Origin of the sequence: Aeromicrobium sp. CF4.19, from assembly GCF_051262555.1 — a bacterium.
GTDB lineage: Bacteria > Actinomycetota > Actinomycetes > Propionibacteriales > Nocardioidaceae > Aeromicrobium.
Genome location: NZ_JBIMEU010000003.1, coordinates 252477 through 268690 on the forward strand (window position 1 = coordinate 252477; position 16214 = coordinate 268690).

14 protein-coding genes are annotated in these 16214 nt (G+C 72.1%); 3 read left to right on the forward strand and 11 right to left on the reverse strand.

The features are described 5' to 3' along the window. Window positions 1-5: 5 nt before the first annotated feature. The 11 genes from ACHAAC_RS08920 to ACHAAC_RS08970 all read right to left on the reverse strand — a co-directional run bounded on the left by ACHAAC_RS08920 (window position 6) and on the right by ACHAAC_RS08970 (window position 12964). Window positions 6-1799, reverse strand: a complete 1794-nt coding sequence (locus ACHAAC_RS08920) for an N-acyl-D-amino-acid deacylase family protein (RefSeq protein ID WP_435715775.1) — start codon at window positions 1797-1799, stop codon at window positions 6-8. A 49-nt stretch (window positions 1800-1848) separates the two neighbouring features. Continuing rightward, window positions 1849-4500 carry a chorismate-binding protein gene (locus ACHAAC_RS08925; protein ID WP_435715776.1) on the reverse strand — a complete coding sequence of 884 codons (2652 nt, stop codon included), beginning with the start codon at window positions 4498-4500 and terminating at the stop codon, window positions 1849-1851. After that, a complete protein-coding gene (locus ACHAAC_RS08930; RefSeq protein WP_435715777.1) occupies window positions 4481-6631 on the reverse strand; it encodes a DNA polymerase III subunit gamma and tau in 2151 nt (716 codons plus the stop codon). The genes ACHAAC_RS08925 and ACHAAC_RS08930 overlap by 20 nt, the downstream gene beginning before the upstream one ends. 361 nt (window positions 6632-6992) lie before the next feature. After that, on the reverse strand, window positions 6993-7619 hold the full coding sequence (locus tag ACHAAC_RS08935) for an LON peptidase substrate-binding domain-containing protein (protein ID WP_435715778.1): 627 nt from the start codon (window positions 7617-7619) through the stop codon (window positions 6993-6995). A gap of 60 nt (window positions 7620-7679) precedes the next feature. Next, window positions 7680-8369 carry a hypothetical protein gene (locus tag ACHAAC_RS08940; RefSeq protein ID WP_435715779.1) on the reverse strand — a complete coding sequence of 230 codons (690 nt, stop codon included), beginning with the start codon at window positions 8367-8369 and terminating at the stop codon, window positions 7680-7682. 30 nt (window positions 8370-8399) lie between these two features. Continuing rightward, a complete protein-coding gene (locus ACHAAC_RS08945; RefSeq protein WP_435715780.1) occupies window positions 8400-9389 on the reverse strand; it encodes an alpha/beta hydrolase in 990 nt (329 codons plus the stop codon). A gap of 219 nt (window positions 9390-9608) precedes the next feature. Next, complete coding sequence (locus ACHAAC_RS08950) at window positions 9609-9890, reverse strand: DUF7218 family protein (protein ID WP_435715781.1); 282 nt, start codon at window positions 9888-9890, stop codon at window positions 9609-9611. A 10-nt stretch (window positions 9891-9900) separates the two neighbouring features. Next, window positions 9901-10755, reverse strand: a complete 855-nt coding sequence (locus ACHAAC_RS08955; protein WP_435715782.1) for an SDR family oxidoreductase — start codon at window positions 10753-10755, stop codon at window positions 9901-9903. Continuing rightward, the gene (locus ACHAAC_RS08960) at window positions 10752-10877 is read right to left on the reverse strand and encodes a hypothetical protein (RefSeq protein ID WP_435715783.1); all 126 of its coding nucleotides are present in this window, start codon (window positions 10875-10877) and stop codon (window positions 10752-10754) included. The genes ACHAAC_RS08955 and ACHAAC_RS08960 overlap by 4 nt, the downstream gene beginning before the upstream one ends. Before the next feature lie 74 nt (window positions 10878-10951). Beyond that, window positions 10952-12448: a fused MFS/spermidine synthase gene (locus ACHAAC_RS08965; RefSeq protein WP_435715784.1), complete on the reverse strand. Its 1497-nt coding sequence runs from the start codon at window positions 12446-12448 to the stop codon at window positions 10952-10954. 45 nt (window positions 12449-12493) lie between these two features. Then, window positions 12494-12964 (reverse strand): hypothetical protein, encoded by a 471-nt coding sequence (locus ACHAAC_RS08970; RefSeq protein WP_435715785.1) that lies wholly within the window; start codon window positions 12962-12964, stop codon window positions 12494-12496. A gap of 86 nt (window positions 12965-13050) precedes the next feature. On the opposite strand from ACHAAC_RS08970, the gene ACHAAC_RS08975 reads away from it, so the two are divergent. The 3 genes from ACHAAC_RS08975 (at window position 13051) to ACHAAC_RS08985 (ending at window position 16207) form a co-directional block, all read left to right on the forward strand. Further along, window positions 13051-13599, forward strand: coding sequence for a hemerythrin domain-containing protein (locus ACHAAC_RS08975; protein ID WP_435715786.1), 549 nt, complete (start codon window positions 13051-13053; stop codon window positions 13597-13599). A 67-nt stretch (window positions 13600-13666) separates the two neighbouring features. Then, entirely contained in the window at window positions 13667-14968 is a 1302-nt protein-coding gene (locus ACHAAC_RS08980) for a threonine/serine ThrE exporter family protein (protein ID WP_435715787.1), read from the forward strand. Between the two features lie 84 nt (window positions 14969-15052). After that, window positions 15053-16207 carry an acyl-CoA dehydrogenase family protein gene (locus tag ACHAAC_RS08985; RefSeq protein ID WP_435715788.1) on the forward strand — a complete coding sequence of 385 codons (1155 nt, stop codon included), beginning with the start codon at window positions 15053-15055 and terminating at the stop codon, window positions 16205-16207. Window positions 16208-16214 lie beyond the last annotated feature (7 nt).

Below are 16214 nucleotides of genomic sequence, written 5' to 3' on the forward strand. Positions count from 1 at the left end.
GATGCTCAGCGTGCCACCGCCGCGGCCCTCGCAGCGGCCGGGGTCGGCTCGCCGGCGCGCAGGAAGCGGCCGGGCCCGACCTTCCTCCCGGAGTGCTCCACGAGCTCGCCGTCGAGCCACAGCGGCTCGCCGCCGACGACCGTCGCGGTGATCGCGGCGTCGTTGCGGTTGACCATCCGGCTCATGCCGCCGAACTCCGGCATCACGGCCTCGTGGTACTCGTCGACGCTGGCGTCGAGGCCGGTGGGGGCGATGACGACGAGGTCGGCACGATCGCCGACACGCAGGTGCCCGGCATCGATGCCGTAGACGTCGCCCAGCTCGCCGGTGAGCTTGTGCACGGCGTGCTCGATGCTCATGATCGGGCGCCCCTCACGGTGCGAGCGGTGCACGCGCTCGAGCATGCGGACCCCGAAGTTGTAGAACGCCATGTTCCGCAGGTGCGCCCCGGCGTCGGAGAACCCGATCGTGATGCCGTGCCGGATGAGCATCTTGTCCTGGATCTCGGGCCGCGCGTTGGCGATGTTCGTCTTCCAGCGCAGCTTCGTGCCGTGCTCGACGACGAGGTCGAGGTAGCAGTCGACGGCGTGCAGGCCCCGCTCGCGGGCGACGTCGCCGATGTGGCGGCCGACCAGCGAGGCGTCAGGACACTCGGTGATCTCGGCGTCGTCGAAGTCGCGGTGCCAGACGCGCGGGGAGAAGCGCTTGTCGAAGTCGCGACGGAACCAGCGGCGGTAGGCCTCGTCGGAGAGCAGCTCGTTGCGCCCCATCTCCTCGCGCAGGTGCAACGCCTCCCGACCGCTGCCGAACTCCTCGAAGACGACGAGGTCGATGCCGTCAGCCCAGACCCGGAAGGTGGTGGGCAGGTGCTGCCACACGAAGCGGCCACGGCCGACCCGGTTCGCGAGCCACGCGAGCGGGGCGAAGATGTGCTGGACCCATGGCTCGGCCTTGGTGTCGGCGGCCGCGAGCAGGGAGACGGTGAGCGGCTTGCGGAACAGGCCGGTCGAGGTGGCGAGGTAGAAGGCGACGTCGTACTTGCGGTTGAGGTTCGGGACGCCCTGGAGGACGCGACCGCGACGGCGCAGGATTCGGCTGATGCGACGGAACTCCTTCCAGCTGGCGTAGGTCGAGGGCAGGGAGCGCGAGCGGTAGCGGTCGCCGTCGAGCTTGTCCCACGGGTTCGTCATCGTGGAGATGCCCAGGAAGCCGGCGTCCAGCGCCTCCTCCAGGCGACGCTCGATCTCGACCATCTCCCCGCGCGTGGCCGACTGGCCGGGGTCCGTCGACCGGCCCAGGCCCATCACGCTGGCCCGGACGTCGGAGTGGCCGAGGAACGAGGCGACGTTGGGGCCGAGCGGCATCCGCTCGAGCGCCTCGACCCACTCGGCGGGCGTCCGCCACGTCTTGGCGTCCTCGAGAGCGGCGAGGACGTGGGCGCGGGGCAGCGCCTCGACCCGGCTGAACAGGTCGGCGACGTCCAGGGGCGTGGAGTAGACCGAGGAGAGCGAGCAGTTGCCCACCAGGACCGTGGTCACGCCGTGCCGCACGGACTCCCCGAGCCCGGGTGCCACCTGCAGCTCGGCGTCGTAGTGCGTGTGGGCGTCGACGAACCCCGGGAGGACCCAGCGGCCCTCCGCCTCGACGACGCGGCAGCCGGGGCCGATCGGCAGGTCGGGGGCGACGGCCACGACGTGCCCGTCACGCACTCCCACGTCGGCGCGCACGCCCGGCGCACCCGTGCCGTCGAAGCAGGTGCCGCCTCGCACCACCAGGTCCAGATCGTCCGGAGCATCCATGGGCGTGACCTCTCTCACAGAGGTGCCCAACATAGCGAGTGGTCGCTCGCTATGTCCAGTGATCGGTGCCGAGGAAGGTCGCGAGGACGTCGTGACCCCGGCTGGCGAGGATCGACTCGGGGTGCCACTGGACGCCCTCGACCGGGTGGGTGGTGTGTCGCAGGCCCATCACGACCCCACCGGCGGTCCGGCTGGTGACGACGAGCTCCGGTGGCAGCGTGGCCTCGTCGACGACGAGCGAGTGGTAGCGGCCCACGACCAGGGGGCTGGGCAGGCCGGTGTGCACACCGAGCCCGTCGTGGTGGACCAGTGACGGCTTGCCGTGGACGACGTCGTCGGCTCGGACCACCGCGGCCCCGTAGGCCTCCGCGATGGCCTGGTGGCCCAGGCACACGCCCAGCAGCGGCGTAGTGGGGCCGAGCCGTCGGACCGCCTCCACGCACACCCCGGCGTCGGCCGGGGTGCCCGGGCCCGGTGAGAGCACGACATGGCTGACGGCCTCGTCGGCGCACAGGGCCACGAGGGCGTCGGCGTCGATCTCGTCGTTGCGCAGCACCTGCGCCGTCGCCCCGAGCTCGCGGACGTACTGCACGAGGTTGAAGACGAAGGAGTCGTAGTTGTCCACGAAGAGCACCCGCGCCCCCGCCCGCTGAGTGTGACGTTCTGGCCCCGAACAGCGTCGAAACTGGGCCGAAACGTCCCACTCAAAGGCTCTGCTGGACAGGCGGGCGGTCAGGGGGCCGGGGGCCGGCCAGGTGCCGACGCCGTCGATCGAGCTGACCGGCACGACGCCGCGCAGTGCGTTGACGGCGAAGACCTCCGACGCATCGACGAGGTCGGAGAGCGTGAGCCGGTGCTGCAGCACTGGAACACCCTCGGCCAACAGGCGATCGACGACGGCAGTCCGTCCGGTGCCGGGCAGGATGCGCCCGTCCAGCGCAGGAGTGTGCACCCCGTCGTCGTGAACGACGAAGACGTTCGCCCGCCCGGTCTCCAGCACCGTCCCGTCGACATCGATGACCAGCACGTCGCGACCGTCCTCGCGCTCCATCGCGCGACGATCGACCCACTTGTGCGGGCCCTGGCCGCCCGGCACCACCACTGGTGCGAGCGCCCAGGACTGCGGCGTCTGGCCCAGGGGGCTCGTGCGGATGGAGATGCGCACGCCGTCCGGTCCCGGCACGGCGTCGATGCGAAGGCGGTGGAGCCCACGCAGCGCGGCGGCGCGGCGAAACAGCGCATCCTCCAGGCCGGCGCGCACCGTCTCGCCATAGATGGCGCGGACGCTCGCGTCGAGCCTGGCCACGTGCGCCTCGACGTCGATCGGACGCCCGTGTCGTACCAGCAGCGTGTCGTAGATGCCCAGGGCGACGTCGACGTGACTCGCCGTCGCCACCGCGACGGCGGCCTGCTCCGTCTCGACGGAGGCCGTGGGCTCGACGTCCCCAGCAAGCGTCCCACCGACGGCGTCGATGAGCGGCCGGGCCTTCACCAGGCACTCGACGTACTCGGCCTGCGGCGACGAGTCGGCCACGATGCCCCCGCCGACCCCGAGCCACACCCGGCCCTGCGCGACCTCGAAGGTCCGGATCGCGACGTTGAGCTCGAGCCCCGCGCCCACGCTCGCGTGCCCGATCGCCCCGGTGTAGGTCTCGCGGGCCGTCGGCTCCAGGTCCGCCGCGACCTGCATCGCCCGCACCTTGGGTGCACCGGTGACCGATCCCGGCGGGAAGGTGGCGGCCAGCAGGTCCCCGTCGCGGACGCCGGGCTCCAGGTGGCCGACGACGTCGGAGACGAGGTGCCACACGGCATGTCTCTCGAGCCGCGCGAGCGAGGGGACCCGCACGCTGCCGGGGGCGCAGACGCGGCCGAGGTCGTTGCGCATCAGGTCGACGATCATGACGTTCTCGGCGCGATCCTTGGCCGAGGCGACGAGCTCGCCGGGGTCGCTCGACAACGGTGCCGTGCCCTTGATGGGCGACGTCAGCACCTCGGTGCCGGTGCGCCGCAGGAACAGCTCCGGCGACAGGCTCGCCACCGCGCCCTCGGGGGCGTCGACGAAGGCCGCGTAGGCGGGCGACAGCGCCTCGACGCCGGCGCAGAACAGGTCCAACGGGTCCCCCATGAAGGGCGCCTCGAGCCGCGCGCAGAGGTTGACCTGAAAGATGTCCCCGGCCGCGACGTGCTCCAAGGCGCGACCCACCGCGGCGCGGTGGCCTTCTGGCCCGGGCGTCATCTCGAACGTGCCCACGGCGTGCGGCTGTGGATCCCCCGATGCGGCAAGCGCCGCGAGCACGTCCTCGTCGTCGTCACGACCCAGACCATCGCGGCACAGCGTCTCCAACCACCACACGCCGCCGGTTCGCCGCACGACGCGGTCGTAGAAGGCGATGCGGTGGTCCGGCTGCGGGACGGGACGGACAGCGGGTTCGGGGACCTGCTCGAGCCGCCGCCCCAGGCGGTGGCTCCAGACGCCGATCCACCCACCCCCGAAGCCGTGGTCCGCCGTGGCGGGGACCGGCAGGTCGAACGGGTCATCGGCCACTGCCACGGGATCGAAGGCGATCAGCGCCTCCCCGTGGTGCCAGGCACCGACCAGGCCGACGAGACGGTTCCTGCCCCGGAACCGGCGCAGGACGTCGAGCGGCGCGGCATCGAGGTCCAGCCGCCGGCGGCGGACGTCAGTCGTGGTCGATCTCATCGATCACGCGCGCCCCGAGCTCGCGGCTGAGCAGCTGCTCGGGATCGGCGCCGGCATCGACGACCGGGTCGTCGAGGTCCACGGCGGCATCGGGGTCGACCCGGTCCGGCGCCGGGCCCGTCATGGCTTCCCTGACGGCATCGGGGGCGTTGACCCCCCGAGAGGGCTCGGGGGACTCCGGCGCGGCCGCCGTCGTGCCCTGCTGGGCCGGCCCGCCGGACTCGGTCCTGGTGGCGGCGGGGGGACGCGCGGCAGACTCCTGCTGCGCCACCGACCCGCGCGGGTCGACGGAGGGGTCGACGATCGCGTCGATGCGCCAGGTGACACCGAGGACCTCGTGCAGCGCCTTCTGCACGTAGTCGGCTGACCCACTACCGACGAAGGAGTCCCGGGCGCCGGCGTTGACGAGGGCGATCGTCAGCGTGCCGTTCTCCAGACCGACGACCTGGGCGTTCTGGCTCAGCATGATCCACGTGAACCGACGCAGGTCCTTCACGACGTCGAGCACCTGCGGCCACAGTCGTCGCACGTCGGCGATGCCGAGGGCTCCGGGGTCGGCCGCCGGTGCCTCGGCTGCCGGTGTCCCAGCGGCAGGAGGCGCCTGCGTCGCCGCGGTGGCATCGGGAGTGGTGGCGCGAGGCCGGTCCTCCTCCTGGGCCGACCCGGGCTCGGCGAACGTCTGCCCGGGGGCGCTGGGGGCAGGGTCGGCGTGCTCAGGCTCCGAGGCCTCGGGGGGCACGAACGCGGGCGACTCGACGGGCGGGGCCTCTGGCTGCGGGGCGGCCGGCTCGGCATGGGGGCGAGCCGGGGCGCGTCCAGTCGCAGGCTCGGTCTCCCAGGGAGGACCGGGGTCCGGCTCGGCAGCAGGCTGGGCGACCACCGGTGCGTCGATGGGCGGCTGTGCCGATCGCTCCGGCTCGGCCGACCCCGCCGCCGGCTCCGGAGCCGCGGGGGCCGGCCCGCCCATGGAGAGCCGGCGTTCGATGCGGTCCAACCGGGAGGCGAAGCCACGCGCGCTGTGATCGGCCGAGGGCACGAGGATCCTCGCGCACATGAGCTCCAGCAGCAGCCGGGGCGCCGTGGCGCCGCGGAACTCCATCAGGGCGTCGTTGACGAGGTCCGCGGCGCGGGTCAGCTCGGAGGGACCGAAGCCGGAGGCCTGCTGCTGGAGCCGCTCGGCCCGGTCACCGGGCACCTCCAGCAGACCCGTGGTCAGGGCGTCGGGGACCGCCGTGAGGACGACGAGGTCGCGCAGGCGCTGCAGGAGGTCCTCGGCGAAGCGCCGCGGGTCCTGCCCGGACTCGATGACCTTGTCCACGACGTGGAAGACGGTGGAGCCGTCGGACGCCGCGAAGGCGTCGATGGCCTCGTCGAGCAGGCTGTCGGGGGTGTATCCCAGCAGCTGGACGGCGAGCTCGTAGGTGACTCCGGACGGTCCGGCGCCGCCGAGCAGCTGGTCCAGGACGCTGAGGGTGTCCCGCACCGACCCGGCGCCGGCGCGCACCACGAGCGGGAGGGCCGTCGGCTCGAGCTGCACGCCCTCCGCCTCGCACAGCTGCAGCAGGTAGTCGCCCAGGGTCTTGGGCGGGACGAGGCGGAACGGGTAGTGGTGCGTCCGCGACCGGATGGTCCCGATGACCTTGTCCGGCTCGGTCGTGGCGAAGATGAACTTCAGGTGCGGCGGCGGCTCCTCGACGAGCTTGAGCAGCGCGTTGAAGCCCTGCGGGGAGACCATGTGGGCCTCGTCGATGATGTACACCTTGTAGCGGCTGCTGACCGGGGCGAAGAACGCCCGCTCCCGCAGGTCTCGGGCGTCGTCGACGCCGCCGTGGCTGGCGGCGTCGATCTCGATGACGTCGACGCTGCCCGGGCCCCCGCGAGCGAGGTCGCGACAGCTCTGGCACTGACCGCACGGGTCGGCCACGGGGGCCTGCTCGCAGTTGAGGGTGCGGGCCAGGATGCGAGCGCTGGTGGTCTTGCCGCAGCCGCGCGGGCCGGAGAAGAGATAGGCGTGGTGCACCTTGTTGCCCCCGAGCGCGTGGCGCAGGGGCTCGGTGACGTGGTCCTGCCCGATGACCTCGGTGAAGGTCTCCGGCCGGTATCGGCGGTACAGCGCGAGGGGGGCATCCACACCCAGAGACTATCGACCGGGAGGGACAAGGCCCATCGGCGCCGCTCGACCACACGGATGCGCGAGGTCCCACATGGCTGCACGACCCAGGAGTCCGCCGAGAGGACCGACGCTGCCTGGGGCCGCCTGCAGCACGTGCCACAATCTGGCAGACTCTCCCACTGAGCACGGCAGCGCCTTCTGTTGCACCCTCGGCGCTGATCGTGGCTCTGCCTCGTCTACTCCCGTTGACGGGGCAGAGGCGGCGGTCCTGGGCATCGATAGTGTCCAGGACCGCCGTTCACATACTCGCCGAATGTGGCGCCGTTGGGGGCTTTTCTCGCAAGTTCGTGAGGGTCGGACCTGGAACGCTGCGCCCTTCTCAGAGGCCGTCGCGGCCCGTGCCCCAGGCCTGTCGGACCTCGGCCGCCTCGGTCGTGGCCCGCAGCACCGACGTCAGGAGCTCCTCCAGGCTGGCGGAGCGAAGCAGGCCGAGCTGGTCGAGCGGGCCCAACGGCGCCATGGCCGCCAGCTGCCACGCCGAGGCGACCGTCTCGGCCGAGAGCTCGACGTCCGCCGGCCAGGCCCCGGGACCATCCCCCCGCGCCGCGACCTCTGCGCGGACGACGGCCTCCGTCTCGGTGAGCAGCCCCTCCAGCGAGTCGTCCCAGGCGAGCAGCTCGAGGTCCTCCACCTCCGCCCGCGGGTAGGGGTCCTCAGGAAGCCACCGCGTCACCTCCACGCGCCGCGTCCCGACCGCCACGAGGCCGATGACCCCGTCCTGGGGCTCCACCTGCACCACCCGAGCCATGGTGCCCGTGCTGAACCGCTGGTCGCCGCCGCCGGACTCCAGGCCACGCTCGATGAGCACGACGCCGAGCTCGGGCACGTCACCCTGCAGGACCTCCGTGAGCATCGCGACGTAGCGCGGCTCGAAGATCCGCAGGGCCAGTGGCATGGCCGGGAACAGCACCGTCCCGAGCGGGAACATCGGCAGCGGCTCGGACACGGTCCCAGCGTGGCACCGCAGGGGTGCGCCCGCAGTCCGGCGACGGCGAGCCGGCGGTCGTCAGCGGGGGACGATGCCCGTGCGCCCCTCCCAGCTGCCGTGCTCGGCGACCGGCCGGAACCGCAGGGTCGTGAACTCGTGGTGGAAGTCGCGGCGGTCTCGCTCGGCCATCGCGTCCGCGTGGCGCCGCGGAGCGTCGGCACCGCTGCGCCCGAAGACCATGTCGGTCATGTTCTGCGTCGTCCGCCAGATCGACATCGTCGCCACCGTGTGCGGCGGGCGCATCCCGGCCAGGGCGAGCGTCGTGGCCGGGTCGTCGCGCACGAGCCGCTCCACGGGCCGGCCCCACCGGATGAAGCGGGGCACCTCGCGCCACCGCAGCCGCGCGAGGGTGAAGGCCACGGCGGGCGCCTCGGGGTCGGATCGCTCGGCCACCTCCGGCAGGTCGCCCAGCTCGTTCACCCGGCCCCAACGACGCTGGAACGCCAGCCGGACGTGCCACCCTCCGGAGAGCTGGCGGCCGAGCGGGTCGCGAGCCAGGAAGGCATCGAGCGCCGCCTCGTCGTCCCACGCGCAGAACACCGCCAGGTGTCCCAGCTGCAGACGCCCCGGAGAGACGACCGGTGCGCCCAGGCGCATGCCGGCCAGGCACTCGGCGTGGCGCAGGCCGTCGACCCGGCTCGCCGGAGCGCGGACGAGCGCGGCCGCGCCGGCTGCCGGAGTGACCCGGGCGAGGTGGAGGGAGTGCACGAGCCCAACCTAGGGACGTCGTGGTCCGCGTCAACCGGTCAGGTCGTGGAAGCGCAGCCAGGCGTCGACGGTCTCGTAGGCGAGCTTCCGGGGCCCATCGAGCGAGAGGAAGACGTCGTGCCGGGCGTCGGGGATCGGGATCGACCACACGGCGTCGCCCAGGCACCCCGACCAGCGGGCGATCTGCTTGACGTCGAGAACGGCGTCGGAGACGTCGGTACGGTCCTTCCAGGTGCGGGACAGGTGGGACTTGTCCGAGCGCAGGACCAGCGAGGGGACGCCGATGTCCAGGCCCCGGTGCAGGCGCGCGTGGCCGGCGCGCACCGCCGTGAGCCAGCCGAGCGTGACGGGGAACCCCGCGAGCGGCTTCCAGTCCAGCTCGTACTCCCACTCGCCACGCCCGGTCGCGGACAGGCTGGTGCCGTAGGCGTCGGTGGGCGGGAGGTCGAGGACCCGCAGGGGCCGGACCCGGGCGACGGCTCCGATCACCTGCGTGCCGACGCTGCGCATCCACGCCTGGCCCTGCAGGTCGAACCACGGGCTGTTCAGCACCAGGCCGGACACTCCTGCTCCCTGCGAGCCGCCGTCCTGCTCGTTCATCCGGTGCAGCCACAGCGGCAGCACCAAGCCGCCCGTGGAGTGGGCCGACAGCAGGACGGGGGCGTCGTCGCACTCCTGCCGGACGATCGCGAGGGCCCGGTCGAGCTCAGCGTCGTAGAGGGCGAGGTCGGAGACGTAGTGCGCCGTCTGGTCCGCGCGGCGCGACCTCCCGCACTTGCGCAGGTCGAGGGCATAGAAGGCGAAGCCACGGTCGGCGTAGAACTCGGCCAGCTCACGCTGGAAGAAGTAGTCGCTGAACCCATGGACGTACAGCACGGCCCGCTCCGGCGCCTTCGCGCCCGTCCACGCGCGGCGCACGATCGTCGCAACGATCTCGCCCTCGTCGTCGGGGTCGTCACCGAGGTCGATCGTCTGCTGCTCGTACCCGTCGCCGAGGACATCGGCCTGCCAGTCGCCCACGGGCAGAGGATAGCGGTCGGCACCCCGTCCACGCGGCCATCCTGAGGACCTCGCCACCCACCTGCGACCATCGCCCGGCTCCTCCCCGAGCGTGGGCGGTGAGTGGCTAGTCCTACTGGGCCATCGGCGGTGGATGACTCGTGGAACGACGGGTCATTCCGCGACCTGTCCACCGCCGGGCAGCGGGTAGCACGAGCGACCCACCGCCCAGGGGGACCGTCAGTGGTTGCGCAGCATCTCGATGAGCTCGTCCTTGGTCGCGTCCGAGTACCCCTGCAGGTCCAGCTCCTTGGCCCGGTCCTTCAGCTCCTCGACCGTCCAGTCCTCGTAGGACCCGGACTCGCCGCCACGGCTCCCCACCGTCCTCTCGCCATCACGGGCGGCAGCGTTGGAGATGCGCGCGGCCTTCTCCTTCGACGCGCCGTCCTCACGCAACGACTCGTACATGTCCGGCTTCTTCAGCGACGGGTCGTCGTCGGCATCGTTCTTTCCTGCAGGCATCTGGTCCTCCTCAGAAGATGGGCTTTCCACCGGTGACCCCGAGCACCGTCCCGGACACGTAGCCGGCCTCGGCGTCGCTCGCCAGGAAGACGAACGCCGGCGCGACCTCGGACGGCTGGCCGGCGCGGCCCAACGGGGTGTCCTCGCCGAAGCCGGCCAGGTGGTCCCCCTCCTGGGTCGCGGGCTGCAACGGGGTCCAGATCGGCCCGGGAGCGACGGCGTTGACACGGATGCCGTCCGCGCCGAGCTCGGCGGCCAGGTTGACGGTGAGGTTGTTCAGCGCCGCCTTGGTGGCGGCATAGTCCAACAGGGCGACCGACGGCTCGAAGGCCTGGATGGACGTGTTGTTGATGATCGACCCGGGCCGCTCCCGCAGGTGCGGCACGGCCGCGCGCGTCATCCAGATCGTCGCGTACAGGTTGGTCTTGAGCGTGCGGTCGATGTTCTCGTCCGTCAGCTGCTCGATGCCGGCCTCCCGCGCCATCTGGTAGCCCGCGTTGTTCACGAGGACGTCGAGTCCGCCCAAGGTCTGGACCGTCTCGGCCACGACGCGGTCGCACTCCGACCGCTCCCGCAGGTCCACCTCCATGGCGATCGCCCGGCGCCCCGCCTGCTCGACGAGCGCGACGGTCTCGTCGGCGTCCGCGCTCTCCTCGGCCTGGTACGTGAACGCGACGTCGGCACCCTCTCGGGCGTAGGCGATGGCCACGGCCCGGCCGATGCCGGAGTCGCCACCGGTGACCAGGGTGCGCATCCCGGCGAGCCGGTCGTGGCCGACGTAGCTGTCCTCGCCGTGGTCGGGCCGCGGGCGCATGGCGTCGGTCGAGCCGGGCGGCTGCTGCTCCTGCGGCTCGAACCCACTCATGCTGGTTCCGGCTCGGTCTCGGGCTCGGGGATGCTCGGGCTTCCCGGGACCTCGGGGACGTCGTTGGGGTCGTCCGGGACGATGCTCGGCTCGATGGTCGGTTCGTCGGGCGCGATGGTCATGATCGTGCTCCTCGGGTCGTCCGATGCTGTCCCTTCGACCGTGCCACGGCCTCGGTGAGCGCGCACCCCGGACGTCAGTAGCGCGGCGGCGAGGGCGTGAGGAGCTGGTCGACCGGGGCGTGGTCGTCGGTGAGGACGTCCGCGTCACCCATCCACGCCTGCAGGGACTCGCCGGAGCGTGCCTCCCAGGCGACCTCCCGGTCCTGCAGGGCAGCGCCGAGGGCAGCGGCATCGAGCGGCTCGTCGGACGCGACGGCGACGAGGTTGCCGCCGGCGCCGTCGGCACGCTCGTGCGTCTGCGTCGTCCCGAGCAGCGCCACGTGGTCGAAGACGGTCACCATCGTGCGCAGCTGGGCGCGAGCGAAGCCGAGGTCGCCGTAGTCGATGAGGTTCGCGACGTAGGTGCCCCCGGGCCGCAGCACGCGGTGCACCTGCTCGAGCGCCTCACGCGTCGTGAGGTGCCACGGGACGCTGACCCCACCGAAGGCGTCGCCGACCACCACGTCCCGCTCGCCGTCCGGGAGCCTGTCCAGCCCCAGCCGACCGTCCTCGACCCGCACCTCGAGGTCATCCCCGGTCCGCAGCCCCAGCGCGTCGCGGTCGACCTGCAGCACGCCGGCGTCGATCTCGGAGACCACGCTGGTGCTCCCGGGCCGCTGGTCCCGCAGGTAGCGCGGCAGGGTGAGGCCGCCTCCGCCGAGGTGGTAGGCGTCGACGGCCTCCTCGCCGGGGTGGCGCACGTCGATGGTGGCCGCGATCGCACGGACGTACTCGAACTCCAGCGTGGTGGGGTCGGCGAGGTCGACGTAGGAGTGCCGCAGACCGTCCAGCACGAGCGTCCGGCCCTCGGGCCGATCGGGGTCCGGCACCACCGAGGCGCAGTGGTACGTGGTCTCGACGTCGCAGCCACCCGGCGCGACGGCCGCCGTGAGCCCCCCACCGAGGACGAGCACGCCCGGCAGGATCCCGAAGCGCCAGCCACGGACCCGCACCTCGACGACGACCGCCGCCGCGACGAGCGCGATGCCCAGCCCCACCAGGATCGTGCTGACCCGCACGACCGAGATCAGCACGAAGCCGGTGACCACCGTGCCGACGATGGCCCCGACGGTGCCGATGCCGGACAGGCGGCCGACGATCGTCCCGGTCTGGCCGAGGTCGGTCAGCACCAGCTTGGTGACCATCGGGGTCACGGCCGAGAGCAGTGCACCGGGGACGAGGATCATCACCGCGGCCACGAGGAGCAGGAGACCGCCTTGCGCGTCGACGCTCCCTGCGCTGCGGACCACGAACGGCGTCGCCGCCGTGGCGACGCCGGAGACCGCCAGCAGCGGGCCGATGGCGCGACGCGGGTCGATGCGGTCCGCTGCCTGCCCGCCGGCCCACGAGCCGAGGGCGATCGCCGCGAGGGCGATGCCGATGACGGTGGTGCTCGTCTCGAGCGTCAGGCCGAGGTAGGGGGCGAGCAGCCGCAGGGCGACGAGCTCCACCACCAGGACCGCGGCCGACGAGCCGAAGACGAGCGCGGCGGCGCTGAGGTCACCGAGGGCGGGCCGGTGGTCGGTCGTCATCGTCCGATCATCGCAGGGGCGCTGCGGCCCGGCCGAGCAGTGGGATCAGGACAGGGCCCGCGTGGCTGCTTCCGCATGCAGCTCGGTGAGCCGGTCGAGCTGGCCGACGGCCTGGTCGCGCAGGCGGGTGAGCACCTCGGCGTCGAGCCCGTCGTGCTCGGCCGCGACGGCGAGCATCCCGTCGAAGCCCGACAGCTTGCCGCTCACGGCCGTCCGCAGGCCCTCGAGCTCGGTCAGGTCGGTCATCGCCGTGCGGTGCAGGAGGCTGCCGTGCGGCACCAGCCGACCGACCCGTTCCCCGACGATGCTCGCGACGCCGAGCAGGCGGTTCTCCGACGCGCCGAGGTCGTGCAGCATGACGCGCAGCCGTTCGCGCTCCTCGACGACCTCCACCAACATCTCCTGCAGCGCGGCGCGCGTGGTCGGGTCGCTCTGGCCCTGCGCGCAGCGGGCGAACAGGCGTGAGCCGCCCTCGGCGCCGGCGAGGTGGGTCTGCAGGTAGTTCTCCAGTGACATGTCTCCACTGTGCCGCGCATCGTCCGTCCCTGCGCGCTGAGCGGACCGACGTGCGGCCTGCGGCACACGGTCCTAGCGTGGTCGACATGCCGCAGGACACCACGATCGACCTGGGCCGGCCCGTCGCCGGCGACATCATCGACCTCATCCTCGACGACCACCGTCGCTTCGAGGACCTCCTGCGCCAGCTGCGCAGCAGCGAGGCCGATCGCGACGCCGTGCTCAGGGCCTTCGCCGCCCTCCACGTCGCCCACGCCGAGGCCGAGGAGTCCCACGTCTACCCACAGCTGAAGAAGCGCCGCGCCGTGGACGCCGACGAGGCCGACCACGGCGAGCACGAGCACGCCGAGGGCAACGAGGCACTCCTGGCGGTCATGGAGTGCGCGAGCACCGACACTCAGAAGTGGGCCGACGCCGTGGAGGAGCTCTCCTCGCTGGTCAACCACCACCTCGTGGAGGAGGAGCTGACCATCCTGAACCCCGCGCGCGAGGAGCTCGGGCCGCAGGTGCTCGGCTCGCTCGGCGAGGCGTTCGCCACCGAGCGCAACCGGCAGATCGACGCCGACTGCGGCCGGATCGAGAACGTCCGCCGCATCGTCACCGAGGCCGAGAAGCAGGGCCTGATCGACGACTGAGTCGCGCTTCGCGACGAGCGCCCGACCACCCCTTCGGATGCTTGCGTCCAGGCCCCACAATGTGGGGGTGAGCGACCTTCGTGACACCCAGCGCACCCTCGATCTCGCCCTGCGGATCGGGGAGCTCCTGATGTCCAACGGCGCCGGGGCGGCGGACGTCTCGGCCACGATGTCGTCGGTCTGCCACCACCTCGGCCTGCGCCAGACGCTGGTCGACGTCACCTTCACGACGCTCTCCCTGAGCCACCAGACCTCCGTCGACGACCCGGCGGTCACGATGCGACGCCACGTCAACCACCGCGAGATCGATCACGCCGACATCACCGAGGTGGACCTGCTGGTCTCCGAGCTGCTCGTGGACGGCATCAGCCGCGACGACGCGGCGAGCGAGATCGCCCGGATCTCCTCCACCGGACGCCCGCACCCACGCTGGGTCACGACCCTGGCCTGGGGAGTCACGGGTGCGGGGGTCGGGTTGCTGCTGGGCGGCGACTGGATCGTCCTGCTCGCCGCGGCCGTCGCGGCCAGCGGGATCGAGATGCTGCAGCGACAGCTGGTCAAGCGTCGCATCCCCCTGTTCTACTCCCAGATCGGCGGCGCCCTGCTCGCCACGATGATGGCGGTCGGCATCGCCGCCACGCCCGTGCCCCTGGACCCTTCACTGGTGGTCTCCGCGACGATCGTGATGCTGCTGGCCGGCCTCGGCTTCGTGGGGTCCATCCAGGACGCCCTCACGGGCTTCTACATCACCGCGAACGCCCGAGTGATGGAGGTGATGATCGCCACCATCGGGGTCATCGTCGGCGTCAGCCTGGGGCTGAGCATCGGCGGCATGCTGGGCGTGGACTTCCTGCTCGACCCGGGCACGTCAGGCCTGTCGAGGCTGCCCGAGGTGGTCGCGGGATCCGTCATCACGGCCGCCGGCTTCGCCGTGTCCACCTACTCCCCGCTGCGTGTGGTGGTCCCGATCGGGCTCATCGCGGGCGTCGCCTCGGGACTGTCGTTCGTCATGACCCAGAACGGGGTGGGTCGCGCCGCGGCGGCCGGCGTCGCCGCCATCGCGATCGGACTCGTCAGCTACGCGGTCGCCCGCGCGATCCGGGTGCCCCCACTGGTGCTCGTGGTCTCGTGCATCGTGCCGTTGCTGCCGGGCCTGTCGATCTACCGGTCGCTGTCGCTGCTCGCGAGCGAGGACACCGCCGGCATCCTGCCGATGATCACCGCCGGCGGTGTGGCGATCGCGCTGTCGGCCGGCGTGCTGCTCGGCGAGTACGTCGCCCAGCCGCTCGGCCGCGAGGCCCGGCGTCTGGAGCAGCGACTCGCGGGACCGCGCCTCGTGGGGCCCCTGCGAGCCCGTTCACGACGCTGATCCGACCTCGCCGCTGTGGCCAGCAGTGCCCGCACGGGATACGCTGCGGACTAAGCAGGCGCTTAGTCCCACCGGAGGTAGACCATGAAGCTCCGTCTCTCGGAGGAGGACGCCGCATTTCGCGAGGAGATGCGCACGTTCTTCACCACCGAGGTCCCGCAAGAGATCCGTGACACCGTCGCTGCCCGTCGAGAGCTCTCCAAGGAGCAGATCGTGCAGGCGCAGCAGGCGCTCAACGCCGCGGGCCTCGCGGTTCCCGGCTGGCCCGTGGAGTGGGGCGGCAAGGACTGGACGCCGCTGCAGCGCCACATCTGGCACGAGGAGATGCAGCTGGCCTCGGTGCCGCTGCCGCTCGCGTTCAACGCCAGCATGATCGGCCCGGTGATCGCCCAGTTCGGCTCGCAGGAGATGAAGGAGAAGTTCCTGCCCGCGACGGCGAACCTCGACATCTGGTGGTCGCAGGGCTTCTCGGAGCCGGACGCCGGCTCGGACCTCGCCTCGCTGCGCACCACCGCAGTCCGCGACGGCGAGACCTACGTCGTCAACGGGCAGAAGACCTGGACGACGCTCGGCCAGTACGGCGACTGGATCTTCACGCTCGTGCGCACCGATCCGGGCGTCAAGAAGCAGGCCGGGATCTCGATGCTGCTCATCGACATGACCTCCCCGGGGCTCACGGTCCGACCGATCGAGCTCATCGACGGCGGGGTCGAGGTCAACGAGGTCTTCTTCGAGGACGTCCGCGTCCCGGCCGAGAACCTCGTCGGCGAGGAGAACAAGGGCTGGGACTACGCCAAGTTCCTGCTGGGCAACGAGCGCGTCGGCGTCGCCCCGGTCGGCTCCACCAAGCGCGTCCTGGCCCAGGCCAAGGAGCACGCCGGCGACCGGCTCGCCGAGGACCCCCTGCTCGCCGCCCGAGTCGCCGAGCTGGAGAACGAGCTGCTGGCCCTGGAGCTCACGGCGCTGCGCGTCGTGGCGGACTCCGCCGACGGCAAGCCGCACCCGGCGTCGTCGGTCCTGAAGCTGCGCGGCACCGAGCTGCAGCAGGAGGTCAGCGAGCTGTACGTCGACCTCGCGGGTCCGGCCTCGCTCGCCTCGGGGGCCGCCGAGGGCTCCGACGTGCCCGACTGGGCCCGCGTCAGCACCCCGCAGTACCTGAACCTCCGGAAGGCGTCGATCTACGGCGGCTCCAACGAGGTGCAGCGTCAGATCATCGCCAAGACCATCCTGGGACTGTGAGGCTGCC